This window comes from Raskinella chloraquaticus (SeqCode), from assembly GCF_021731865.1.
Lineage (GTDB): Bacteria > Pseudomonadota > Alphaproteobacteria > Rhizobiales > UBA4765 > Raskinella > Raskinella chloraquaticus.
In genome coordinates this window covers 19,618-31,771 of the sequence record NZ_JAKFWN010000028.1, presented here as the reverse complement: position 1 = coordinate 31,771, position 12,154 = coordinate 19,618, and the positions used below count along the sequence as shown (strand labels likewise).

General features: G+C 60.9%; 12 protein-coding genes. 7 read left to right on the top strand and 5 right to left on the bottom strand.

The window, feature by feature from the left end; genetic code table 11:
* Position 1: 1 nt before the first annotated feature.
* Both purF and ACINK1_RS10060 read left to right on the top strand, forming a co-directional pair.
* On the top strand, positions 2-1,492 hold the full coding sequence (gene purF / locus ACINK1_RS10065; protein WP_376800746.1) for an amidophosphoribosyltransferase: 1,491 nt from the start codon (positions 2-4) through the stop codon (positions 1,490-1,492).
* A gap of 36 nt (positions 1,493-1,528) precedes the next feature.
* Positions 1,529-2,197, top strand: a complete 669-nt coding sequence (locus ACINK1_RS10060; RefSeq protein WP_376800744.1) for an SDR family NAD(P)-dependent oxidoreductase — start codon at positions 1,529-1,531, stop codon at positions 2,195-2,197.
* Between the two features lies 1 nt (position 2,198).
* Here ACINK1_RS10060 and der read toward each other — a convergent pair whose 3' ends face one another.
* From der to ACINK1_RS10040, 4 genes are all read right to left on the bottom strand, one after another.
* Positions 2,199-3,542, bottom strand: a complete 1,344-nt coding sequence (gene der / locus ACINK1_RS10055; RefSeq protein WP_376800742.1) for a ribosome biogenesis GTPase Der — start codon at positions 3,540-3,542, stop codon at positions 2,199-2,201.
* Between the two features lie 22 nt (positions 3,543-3,564).
* Positions 3,565-4,884, bottom strand: coding sequence for a PQQ-binding-like beta-propeller repeat protein (locus tag ACINK1_RS10050; RefSeq protein WP_376800741.1), 1,320 nt, complete (start codon positions 4,882-4,884; stop codon positions 3,565-3,567).
* Positions 4,881-5,558 carry a tetratricopeptide repeat protein gene (locus ACINK1_RS10045; protein WP_376800739.1) on the bottom strand — a complete coding sequence of 226 codons (678 nt, stop codon included), beginning with the start codon at positions 5,556-5,558 and terminating at the stop codon, positions 4,881-4,883. Before ACINK1_RS10045 ends, ACINK1_RS10050 begins: the two co-directional genes overlap by 4 nt.
* 173 nt (positions 5,559-5,731) lie before the next feature.
* The gene (locus tag ACINK1_RS10040; protein WP_376800737.1) at positions 5,732-6,301 is read right to left on the bottom strand and encodes an NnrU family protein; all 570 of its coding nucleotides are present in this window, start codon (positions 6,299-6,301) and stop codon (positions 5,732-5,734) included.
* Between the two features lie 372 nt (positions 6,302-6,673).
* On the opposite strand from ACINK1_RS10040, the gene ACINK1_RS10035 reads away from it, so the two are divergent.
* The 3 genes from ACINK1_RS10035 to ACINK1_RS10025 all read left to right on the top strand — a co-directional run bounded on the left by ACINK1_RS10035 (position 6,674) and on the right by ACINK1_RS10025 (position 9,653).
* Complete coding sequence (locus tag ACINK1_RS10035) at positions 6,674-7,444, top strand: hypothetical protein (RefSeq protein ID WP_376803572.1); 771 nt, start codon at positions 6,674-6,676, stop codon at positions 7,442-7,444.
* A gap of 12 nt (positions 7,445-7,456) precedes the next feature.
* Positions 7,457-8,494: a hypothetical protein gene (locus ACINK1_RS10030; RefSeq protein WP_376800734.1), complete on the top strand. Its 1,038-nt coding sequence runs from the start codon at positions 7,457-7,459 to the stop codon at positions 8,492-8,494.
* 88 nt (positions 8,495-8,582) lie between these two features.
* Positions 8,583-9,653, top strand: a complete 1,071-nt coding sequence (locus ACINK1_RS10025) for an NAD(P)H-dependent flavin oxidoreductase (RefSeq protein WP_395760107.1) — start codon at positions 8,583-8,585, stop codon at positions 9,651-9,653.
* A 26-nt stretch (positions 9,654-9,679) separates the two neighbouring features.
* Here the strand turns inward: ACINK1_RS10025 and ACINK1_RS10020 are convergent, their stop codons facing one another.
* Complete coding sequence (locus ACINK1_RS10020) at positions 9,680-10,582, bottom strand: DMT family transporter (protein WP_376800731.1); 903 nt, start codon at positions 10,580-10,582, stop codon at positions 9,680-9,682.
* A 79-nt stretch (positions 10,583-10,661) separates the two neighbouring features.
* Between ACINK1_RS10020 and ACINK1_RS10015 the strand changes: the two genes are divergently transcribed.
* Both ACINK1_RS10015 and yghU read left to right on the top strand, forming a co-directional pair.
* Positions 10,662-11,192 carry a MarR family winged helix-turn-helix transcriptional regulator gene (locus ACINK1_RS10015; protein ID WP_395760106.1) on the top strand — a complete coding sequence of 177 codons (531 nt, stop codon included), beginning with the start codon at positions 10,662-10,664 and terminating at the stop codon, positions 11,190-11,192.
* A gap of 63 nt (positions 11,193-11,255) precedes the next feature.
* Positions 11,256-12,131, top strand: coding sequence for a glutathione-dependent disulfide-bond oxidoreductase (yghU, locus tag ACINK1_RS10010; RefSeq protein ID WP_395760105.1), 876 nt, complete (start codon positions 11,256-11,258; stop codon positions 12,129-12,131).
* The last annotated feature ends 23 nt before the right edge of the window (positions 12,132-12,154 follow it).

The window sequence follows — 12,154 nt, the reverse complement described above, 5'->3', positions numbered from 1 at the left end:
GATGAGAGACGATGTGGTCTACACGCCGGAAACGCAATGCGACGATCTCAACGCGGACCGCCTGCGCGAGGAATGCGGCGTCTTCGGCATCTGGGATCATCGCGACGCCGCCGCTCTGACCGCGCTTGGACTGCACGCGCTGCAGCATCGCGGCCAGGAGGCAGCCGGTATCGTCACCTTCGACGGCGAGCGCTTCCACTCCGAGCGCCGGCTTGGCCTCGTTGGCGACAATTTCTCCACAGCTGATGTCATCAACCGCCTTGTCGGCTCAGCCGCCATCGGTCATTGCCGCTATTCGACAACCGGCGAGACCATCCTGCGCAATGTTCAGCCACTCTTTGCCGAACTGGCGGCCGGCGGGCTGGCGGTCTGTCACAATGGCAACCTCACCAACGGGTTGAAGCTGCGCCGTGATCTCATCCGCGACGGCGCCATCATGCAATCAACCTCCGACACGGAAGTTGTCCTGCACCTGGTCGCGCGCTCGCTCAAACCAACGTTCATTGATCGCTTCATCGACGGGCTGAAGCAGATCGAAGGCGCCTACGCCCTCGTCGCCATGACCGAAAACATGCTGATCGGCGCCCGTGATCCGCTCGGCATCCGCCCACTTGTTCTAGGTGATCTCAACGGATCGCCGGTGCTTGCGTCGGAAACCTGCGCGCTTGATATCATCGGCGCGCGCTATGTGCGCGATGTCGAAAACGGCGAGGTCATCATCTTCTCAAGCGAGGGAATTTCTTCGCTCAAACCCTTCCCGGTGCAGAAGCTGCGCCCCTGCATCTTTGAATACATTTATTTCGCGCGACCTGATTCCATGGTCGGCGGCAAATATGTCTACGATGTGCGCAAGGCGATGGGCCGCGAACTGGCGATTGAATCAACGCCGGATGCCGATGTGATCGTGGCGGTGCCTGATTCAGGCGTGCCGGCAGCCATCGGCTTTTCGCAGCAGAGCGGCATCCCCTTCGAGCTTGGCATCATCCGCAATCATTATGTCGGGCGTACCTTCATCGAGCCAACGCAGCAGATCCGCCAGCTTGGCGTGAAACTCAAGCATTCGGCCAATCGCTCGCAAGTGGCAGGAAAGCGCGTCGTTCTCATCGATGATTCACTGGTGCGCGGAACGACATCGGTGAAGATCGTGCAGATGATGCGCGATGCAGGCGCGCGTGAGGTGCATTTCCGCCTCGCCTGCCCGCCCATCCGCCATTCCGATTATTACGGCATCGACACGCCGGATCGCGGGAAGCTGCTGGGTGCCAATTACGATCTTGACGGCATGTGCCGCTATATCGGCGCTGACAGCCTCGCTTTTCTGTCGATCACCGGCCTCTACCGGGCGATGGGCGAAGAGGTGCGCGATGATCTTCACCCGCAATTCGCCGATCACTGCTTCACCGGCGATTACCCGACGCCGCTTACTGATGTCGAGGCGGCACGCGGCAAGATTTCACCGCGCAAATTGTCGCTTATCGCTGAATCGCGCTGATCATGTCCGGCTTTTCTTGTGCAGCAGAGCGGCGACGTGCCTGATCTCAAAGGACGATTGGCGCTGGTCACAGGCGCGTCACGCGGGCTTGGCTTTGCGGCCGCACTGGGGCTTGCCCGCGCGGGCGCTCATATCATTGCGCTGGCGCGCACCAGCGGCGGCCTCGAAGAGCTGGATGACATGATCCACAGCGAGACGGGGACGGGTGCGACCCTGGTGCCGATGGATGTGCGCGATGGCGAGGCCATCGACCGGCTCGGGCTCACCATCCATGAGCGCTGGGGCAAGCTCGATATTCTCGTTGGCAATGCCGGCACGCTCGGGCCCCTGTCGCCACTCGGGCATCTGGCGCCGAAGGATGTCGACGAACTGGTCGGCATCAATCTCATCGCCAATTGGCGCCTCATCCGTTCCTGCGATCCGCTGCTGAAGGCGGCGCCTGCCGGTCGCGCGGTATTCATCACAACCGATCAGGCGCAGCGCCACGACCCGTTCTGGGGTGGCTATGCGATGACCAAGGCAGCGCTTGACTCACTGGCGCTCACCTATGCGGCGGAATGCGCGGGAACGTCTGTCAGCGTCAGCCTGTTTGATCCAGGGATCATGCGCACCGCCCTGCGAGCGCGTGCCATGCCGGGAGAGGACGCGCAGACCCTGCCACTGCCCGAAAGTGCGGTGGAGCGCCTGCTGACATTGTGCGCCTGACTTAATCGTCCTTGTCGAACGGGTTTCTTTTCGCCCGCAACAACAGGCGAATGGGAATTCCCGGCAGAGCAAAAGAACGGCGCAGATCGTTGACGAGATAGCGCTGGTAGCTTTCGGGCACCAATTCGGGGCGCGAACAGAAGGTGACAAACGTCGGCGGCTTGACCGTTGCCTGGGTCAAGAAGCGCAGTTTGATGCGCCGGCCCGAAACGGCGGGCGGCGGATTATTGGTCAAGGCTGCCTCAAACCAGCGATTGAGCTTTCCGGTCGACACGCGCGTCGTCCACAAGTCATACTGGCGCAGGATCGCTTTCATCATCCGATCAATCCCCGAGCCTGTCGCGCCCGACAGCGTCACCAGCGGCACGCCGCGCATCTGCGGCAGCAGGCGCTCGACTTCCTCATCCAGCATGCGGCGCGTCGTATTGGGGTTTTCGACAACATCCCATTTGTTGACGCCGATGACGATGGCGCGGCCTTCCTTGACGATCAGATCGGCCAGATGAAGATCCTGCTTGTCGAAAGGCGAGGATGCATCGAGCAGCAGGACGACGACATCAGCAAAGGCGATTGCCCGCAAGGCATCGGCGACCGACAGCTTCTCGATCTTGCCGCCGCTGCGCACCTTCTTGCGGATGCCGGCAGTGTCAAACAGTTCGCATTCTCGTCCGCGCCATTTCCAGGGGATCGAAATGGCGTCACGCGTGATCCCGGCTTCCGGGCCGGTGAGCACGCGCTCACTGCCGACAAGCGCGTTGACCAGCGTCGATTTGCCAGCGTTCGGTCGCCCGACGATGGCAATCTTGAGCGGCTTGTCGTCCTCGTCTTCCGCCGCCGGCTCAGGCGTCATCTGCGATTGCAGTGCCGACAGAGCCTCGTAAAGCCCGTCAATGCCATCGCCATGGCTGGCTGAAAAGGGGATCGGCGCGCCGAAGCCCAGCCGATAGGCTTCGTCAAGGGCTGCTTGGGCTGCCTTGGTTTCCGCCTTGTTCGCCAGGACGATCACGGGCTTGCCAAAGCGCCTGAGATTGCGCGCCAGACGCTCATCATCAGCCATGATACCGGTGCGTGCATCGATCATGAAAAGCGCCACATCGCAGCCAGCAAGCGCGCTTTCGCTCTGCTCGCGCATGCGCGCCTGCAAGGTACCGGGACGCGCGTCCTCTATCCCGGCCGTATCGATCAGCGTGAAGTCGAGATCGGCAATATTGCCTTTGCCCTCACGCCGGTCGCGAGTGACGCCCGGGGCGTCATCGACCAGCGCCAGCTTGCGCCCGACCAGCCGGTTGAACAACGTCGATTTGCCGACATTGGGCCGGCCGACAATCGCGACAGTGAGCGGCACGTTTGAATTCCCCTGTCCCGCCCTAATCGAAGGCGATGACGCCGCCCCTGCCGGTTACGACAAAAAGACGACCGCCAGCCGCCAGAGGCGACTGGATGATGCCATCGGGGCCGAGTTCACGCTGGCTGGTGATATCACCGGAACGGGCATCGATCCCAACGAGCTGGCCCTTATTCGAGCCAATCCACAGCGTGCCGCCCGCAAGCAGCGGACCGGCCCACACTTCCCTGCCCTTGCCCTTGGGCAGCTTCGTGGTCCAGCGCACCGTACCGGTTGCGCGATCAAGCCCGTAGGCATCTCCCTGAAGGGATACCAAGAACACGCCTTCTCCCGAAACGGCGGGCGTGTGGGCGGTGCCGATGTTGCGCTCCCACACGCGCTCGCCGGTGCCTTCCTTGACCGCCAGAGTACGGCCGGAGACGCTGCCTGCAACGATCAACCCTCGGTCGGCCACGGGACGCCCGGCAATATCCGCCAGCGTTGAAATGCTCGCCGTGCGCAGCGCCCGCGACAGCCAGCCCGACCATTTCAGCTGGCCGCTTTCGGTATCAAGCCCAACCACCTCGCCGGAGGCAAAGGGCACAATCACCTGGCTGCCAACGATCGCCGAGGAGGAACTCGACAACAGGCCGCCGGTTTCCGGGATGCCCGCATAGCGCCACAGCTCCTGGCCGTTTGCGGTTGCCAGCGCATAAACAACACTGCCTGCCGTGACGAGGTAGATCTTGTTGCCGGCGACGGCGGGAGCGCTACGAGCGGGCTCCGAGAGTTTGGCCGACCAGATCAGGCTCCCGGACTGTACATCGAGCGCCAGCAACCGGCTAGCGCCGGTCGCGACATAAATGCGTTGTCCATCAGAGGCAAGGCCACCACCGCCCACCGGCGCATCGGCCTCTTCACCCAGCGTGTCGGATGACCATAAAACGCTGCCATTGCCGGTTGAATAAGCGACCACCTGGCGGTTATCATACACAAGAATCCGCCCACCGACGATGATCGGCGGCGCGCTCACGCGATCATCTTCCTTGCCGCCAGCGGTGCGCCACGCCTGGGTCATGGCGCCAGTGAACGCGATGTTTCCTGGCGAGTTATTGTTAGGGCCGCCGGGATTGAGCCATTCATTGATCGCCACCGGCGGACCGATCGCCAGAGCTTGCGCGCCACCTGTCGGTGCCTGGAGCGCCGGATCATTGGCCAGCACAGGCTGGCGGACACCGGGCAAGGGCGGCTCCTTCTTGAGGAAGGGATTGATGCTGTAAAGATAGTCTTCGGCAGCCGAACAGCCGCTGAGCGTCAACGCCACCAGCAGCAGGAAGGCAGTTTGCCGCAGGATACGCGTCATTGCTTGGTCTCCACTGACGCAGCGCTTGCGCCTTCGCCAGCCAAAAGGGTGAGTAACAGATTGGCGCGGTTGCGCAGGTCGGCTGGAACCTCCGGGTCGCTGACCAGCGTTTCGAAGGTGGTGCGGGCGGTCGCCAGATCAGCGCGCTTGTAGGCTGCAAGCCCCACAGCCTCGCGGGCCATATGGCGGAATGATCCGGCCGGGGTGAGAAGCGGCAAGAGCCGTGGCGCGACGTCGGCGGGCGCCGTGTCGATGAGGAGGAAGGCGGCACGGATTTTTGCCACATCGCGCAATGACTGGCGCTGAGACGTGTTGGCTGCAACCCGGTCAAACGCCGCGACCGCCTCTGTCACCTTGCCCGCTGCTGCAAGTTCGCCTGCTTCGCGCAGCGCCGCCAGCGCCGTATAGCCAGGCGCCCCGGTCCGTGACAGCGCCGCAAGAGCCGCAGCGGCATCGTCGCTCTTGCCGGCTTCGGCAAGAGAAATTGCGGCCAGATAACGATCGCCGAAGGTATCAGCTTGCGAGGCACGCCAGGCGCTGTAGCCGCGCCAGCCACCTACAGCGGCGATAAAAAGGGCGACCACGCCAACGATCAGCCATTGATAACGCTGCCAGACCGATTTCAGGCGATCGCGCCGCAGGTCTTCGTCGATTTCGGAAAAAATATCGCTCATCGATCAGATAGCTCTTGTGGTTTGCTGGTTGTACATTCGAGGGCGTAGCGCGCATGTCGGACCCGCCTTCGGACACAACCTGCACATCAAAATCGGGCGGACACTATCGCGACCGCACGTCTGGCGCAAATATCGCCGCAGCAAGCGGTTCTTCGCGGCAATTCAAAGGCAGCTTACCGCAAAAGGCGCACGCCAATCAGCCATGGATGAAGAAAGACGACAAAACAAGCATATAACAGCACACCGCCCGCCAGAGCCATGACATCATGCCTGCCAAAGCCACGTTTTGCGGTCGCAGGCATATCGCGGAAATTGACCGAGATGAGCGCACTCATGCCCCAGAGCAGAAAACTGCCAAAAAGCACCACGCCACCAAGATCGCCATTCGCCAGAAGATGCGCGAGCGCCCACAATGTGACCGCCACAAACATCGGATGTCGGATTGTCGATTTAAGTTTTCCCGGCAAATAGACAGAAAGCAACAAGACGAAGACGGGAAGCATCAGCAGCATCGCCATATGGCGCATGGCAGGTGGCGGCACCCAGAGCTGGACCCAACCGGTCGCTCTGTATATCGCAAATCCGAGAATGATCAGTGCCAGGCCGGAAAGAGATAAAAGCGAAAAAACGAGCCTGTATAATGGGCGCCCCCAAGCATCGACCAGTCGTGCCCTGGCAGAAGGAAACATTGCCAGACCATGGCAGCCGAGGAAGAGGCCAAGACCGATCAGTAAAACAAGCATTGACGCGAACCTTGTCGCTCCACGACGAAATGAGGTACAGCTGTCAGCGGCATCCCAGGTAAAGCGCGCTGCAGATGCCGATGATCAGCCCTTGCTAAAACCGTACAATCAGCCAGACGACCGCAATCATCGGTCCCGGCGCTCGATATACAGCCTTCAATGACGACGTTTCAATGATGAAAGCACGCGAGGATAACAAGTGGCAGACAAAATATGTCTCCGGTTGCAGCCCTATGATGCGTCAAAATCAAACAAAATTTCCATAGAATCAAAAATTTCCTTTGATATCATCAACATAGTTGTTTTTCTGATATAATATTTGTTACGACGCTTCTTTATACAAAAACGCGCGGTTAAATCAAAAGTTGAAACTTGAAACGTTTGCAATTCGACGAATACACATCCGGTTGTTTACCATATTATCGTAATTTTGCCTCGTTTTTACATTTTATTATTGACGCAACAACGTGCAGAGGGCGGGGTGATCTCCGAAATTTTATTCAGCGTCCGACGGGAGTGCTGGAGGTAGTCATGAGTAGATATCGGGTCACGCTCGGATTAGCCCTTCTGTCGGTGTTCGCGCCCCTTTCTGCCTTCGCTCAGCCTGCCCGGCAGCCTCAGGCGCTCGTCGTTCAGCCCCTGCAGCGCAGCAACATCGAGGCGGATGATCGCTTTGATCTGGTGCTCATCGCCTGTGACGCGCGATTGCAGACTGTCGATTATCCCGATGTGATCGCTTCCGAGGGCGTTGTTGAGACGATCGCAGTCGCAACAGTGCCGGCGGCGTTCAACCGCGCGGCTGCCGCCGAGAAACAAGAGCGGGTGAAATGTTTCATCGACGCTCTTCCTGCGACATTTGAGGATGTCCAGACGGCGCCGCGTCATCCAAAATGGCTGGACGTCAACATCGCCGCAACTCCGCCTGGATGGGCACGTTTCAAAGCAGCTGATGACTGGCTCAAAACGAAGCGAACTGCAACCATTGCCGCCACACCTGAATTCAACCACTTTGTTGCTGGAGGTTGTGGCGATGCTGTTTTTGGAGACCGCGAAGAACTGTTTCAGCAATTTATCGAATGGCAGTGCAAACAACGCTGCACCTGGAAAAGGGACGTGCCCGCAATAGAAACCCGCGTTGCGTAGAGGATTGGCCCGATGTCGATGAAACCGCAGGATGAGCCTATTCCCCTTCCACCTGGCGTCTGGGAAGCGCTGGCGAAGGAAATTCTGACCGACGGCAAGGACGGCCGCACGCCGCCTCATTTCTCGCCCATGGTGCCGATGACGGCGGCGCGCAGCGAACATCAAAGCGTGGCGGTTGTCCAACGCGACCTTCCGCATTTCCTGCGCGACGATGACAGTCACAGCCAGGGGGACCAGGCGGGTGAACGATCGGGCTTTGGCCCTGTTGCGGTCGCTCTATGCCTGATTGGCGCGACAGCCGCCGGGCTTGGCGGTTATCTTGTCAGTTCCAGCTTGTCGCAAGGTAACAGCGCCTTCGCATGGGTCGAGCAGATCGCCCGCCGATTTACCTCCGGCCAGGACAGCCGCAGCCAGGACAGCCGAACGCCGACGGAGCAGAGAGCTCCTTCGCGGGTTGAATCGGCTTTTGCCGAAACCTCACGCCAGGAGGTGGCGCGGGAGGGCGCAACGCTGCCGCAAAAGGTCACCGTCACCGGCACCCTGCTGTCACCCGTGGCGAGCAGTGAGGCGAATGCAGCACCAACGACAGCATCGACGCCAAAAGCCCCGGTCGGTGACACCAAACCCGACGCCGCTGCCAGCCAACGCGAGGTTGCGACAATCGATCCGGGCAAGGCTAACGCTGCTGCCGAGCGCACTACTGCGCCAGCGCCTGTCGCGCCTGTTGCCGCCCCTGCCCCGGCGCGATCCGTCGAACCAGTCTTGCGCGGGCCAACCGCAGAAAGCACCCGCCTCGTTCAGCGAGCCCGAAAAATGATCGAGGATACCGGCGATATCGCGGGTGCACGCCTGCTTTTGTCGCGTGCCGTTGAGATTGGCGATGCGCAGGCAGCCTTCCTGCTTGGCGAAACCTATGACACGCGGGCATTGGCAGGCTGGGGCGTCGTGGGTCTGCGTGGCGATCCGGTTGTCGCGCGGCGCTTCTATGAACAGGCGCTGGCTGGCGGGGTTGCCGACGCCAGATCGAGGATTGCCGCGCTCGGCAATTGATGTGGCGACGTCCGGAGCGCTCATCTATCCTGCCTGCCGATAGGCGCACACGTCGTCACTGACGAGTCGCCACCAGGGAGCCTTGCCAATGACCGATTTCCCGGCCGCACAGGCGTTCTGCGCGCGCTTCGGAATCAGCGTGCCCATCATCCAGGCGCCGATGGCAGGCGTATCCACGCCGGCCTTGGCGGCGGCTGTGTCCGGCGCTGGCGGACTTGGGTCGCTCGGACTTGGCGCCAGCGACGTTACGACGGCGCGATCAATGATTGCGGCTCTGCGCAACCAGACCAACCGCGCCTTCAACGTCAATTTCTTCTGCCATCGTCCGGCGGCGAAAGACAGCCAGCGCGAAGCGCGCTGGATCGACTTCCTGCGCCCGACATTCGCTGAATTTGGCGCCCGACCGCCCGAGCAGCTCACAGAGATCTACAAAAGTTTCGTCAATGACGACGCCATGCTCGCCATGGTGATCTCTGAGCGACCAGCCATTGTCAGCTTCCATTTCGGCTTGCCTGATGCTGATCGAATCGCTGCCTTGCGACATGCCGGTATCCAGATGTTTGCGAGCGCGACGACGCTTGAGGAAGCCCGCCAGGTGGAAGCCGCTGGAGTAGATGCGGTTATCGCCCAAGGGTATGAAGCCGGCGGCCATCGCGGCGTCTTTGATCCAGCCCTGCCTGATGCCAGGCTATCCACCCTGCCACTCACAAGGCTGCTTTCGCGCCACCTGTCGGTCCCGGTCATCGCCGCCGGCGGCCTGATGGATGGCACGGATATTGCCGCCATATTGCATCGTGGCGCGAGCGCCGCGCAGCTTGGCACCGCCTTTATCATGTGCCCTGAATCGAGCGCTGATCCAGCCTATCGCGAGCGTTTATCGGCGGCAGGCGCGCAAACCGAGATGACGATGGCGGTCTCGGGCCGCCCTGCCCGCAGCCTCGTGTCGCGATTTACCGCACTCGGCCGCAGCGTGCCAGACGAGGGCATCCCTGCTTATCCGATTGCCTATGATGCCGGCAAAGCCCTGCATGCGGCAGCAAAGGCCAACGGCGAATTCGGGTACGGCGCCTATTGGGCCGGCCAGGGGGCGCCTTTCGCACGGGCGCTGCCGGCAGACGAGATGTTGCGGATGCTGGCGCGTGAAGCCGGACTTGCATAGCCCGCCCTGCGCCAACGCCCCGCCTTTCACTCGTGACGCCCGCGCCACAGGGCAATCACGGATGATGACAGTATCGCCGCGCCACCCATGATCTGGACCAGCGACAGGCGCTCACCCAGAAGGCCAACGCCGCCCAGCGCCGTCATCAGCGAAATCGTCGGAAACAGGGCCGCCGCCTCATTGGCTTCCAGGCGTGCCAATGCGTAATTGAACAGAATTGTCGCCAGACCGTGCAATATCAGGCCCGAGATGACGAGGCCGGCAAGTGTCGATGGCTCGTTCAGAAACGCCCAGGACTGGTCGCCGGTTACGAGCATGGCAAGCGCCACGACCAGAGCCGCCATGGGCAGGCTGGTTGCGGTCATTGTCAGCGGATCCGACTGGCGAACCAGATAGCGCGCGACGATGGTATCAAGCGCGGCGCAGGAAATGCCGGCCAGGATCAACAGCACGGCAAGCGTTGAGAACGCTGCTTCAGATGTGCCTGCGCCTGTGAGACAAGCAACACCGATACCACCCAGACCAAGCGACAGAAGTGTCGATTGCGTCAATCGCTCGCGCAGCAGCACCCAGGCGAACACAGCGACGATGGCGGTTTCGCTTGCATAAAGAAGCCCCGCCACGCTCACCGGCACCAGTGACAGGCCAACAAAGGCAAACACGTAAGTCAGGCCCGGCTGAAGAATTCCCGGAAGCGCCAGCTTGACAACATCGCGGCGCGGCGGCACGCGGCCTGTCGCAACTGCGGCAATACCAACCACGATCACGCTTGCCATCACCTGCACAAACACCATGGGCAGTACGGAGGCCGGCACCAGCAGATCCTTGCTGATGATGTTGGCAATGCTGACGCAGGCGCAGGCAGCGAGGATCGCCATCGCTCCGACCGATTTCTGTGACAGGCCTGAGATGGCGGACAAGGACATCATCAATGCTCATTAGATGCTTGACGCATCTATATGGAGAAAGTCTCTTGCGGTCAATGCATGAAGCATCTATTTTTTCGTCATGGCACAGGAACGTGACGTCAATCTGGTTGGCGCCCTGGCGCTTGCGCTCGCCGACATTGTTGAAAAATCGCTGGTCGGCGACGCGCCCGAGCCTGGCGCTGCGGCGGCCGCACTTCTCCTCATCCATCATCGGCCCGGGTTCCTGACCGAACGGCTGCATGGCGTCATCGGCCTGTCACAACCGGGAACGGTGCGGCTGGTTGACCGGCTGGTGCGCGATGGGCTGGTCAAGCGCAAGCCCGGAGAGGTGGACAGGCGCACGGTCGAACTGCATCTGACCGAGGAGGGATTGCGACGAACATCCGCCATGACGCGCAAGCGCAGCAGCGCCCTTGGACAGACGCTGGCCGTATTGTCCGAAGATGACAGGTCAGATTTGGCGCGAATTGCAGAAAAGTTATTGCGCACCCTGCCCGTCGACGAGCGTCATGCCTATGAAATCTGCCGGTATTGTCATGAAGCGTGCTGCACACACTGCCCGGTCGACGCAGGTACGCCATTGCATGATCCGCATTCGACATTAGTTTAGGCGCACCGCACGACGTCACCGGTCGCACCGGCTCGCCTGCCCCTCAAGCCATCGGACAACGCCATGAATGACAGCCCGGCCTACGTGCCCCCCAAAGTCTGGACGTGGGACAAGGAAAATGGCGGCCGTTTCGCCAATATCAACCGCCCCATCGCCGGCCCGACACATGACAAGGTATTGCCGGTTGGCAAGCATCCGCTCCAGCTTCATTCGCTGGCAACGCCCAATGGCGTCAAAGTCACGGTGATGCTGGAAGAGCTGCTCGCCTGCGGTATCGCGGGGGCAGAATATGACGCCTACCCGATTAAAATCAGCGATGGTGAGCAGTTTTCGAGCGGATTTGTCGACATCAATCCCAATTCAAAGATCCCTGCGCTGCTCGACCGCAGTGTGTCGCCGCCCCTTCGCGTCTTCGAATCAGGTTCCATCCTGCTCTATCTCGCGGAGAAATTCGGCGCCTTCATCCCCAAGGATCCGGCCAAGCGGACCGAATGCCTCAACTGGCTGTTCTGGCAGATGGGGAGCGCGCCCTATCTCGGCGGCGGGTTCGGGCATTTCTATGCCTATGCGCCGATGAAGATTCAATATTGCATCGACCGCTTCGCCATGGAAACGAAGCGCCAGCTCGACGTTCTCGATCGCCACCTTGCTGCCCAAACCTTCATGACGGGCGATGATTACACCATTGCCGATATCGCCATCTGGGCGTGGTATGGTCAATTGGTGCTCGGGCGGCTTTATAGCGCCGCTGACTTCCTCGATGTCGCCTCCTATCGCCATGTCGGGCGCTGGGCGAGCGCGATCGACGCCCGGCCGGCGGTGCAACGCGGCCGCAAGGTTAACAGGCTCTTTGGCGACCTTGATACGCAGCTCCATCAGCGCCATGACGCGAGCGATTTCGATACCAAGACGCAGGACAAGCTGCAACCGCCGACCTGATAGCTGGCGTTAGGGCATCTCAG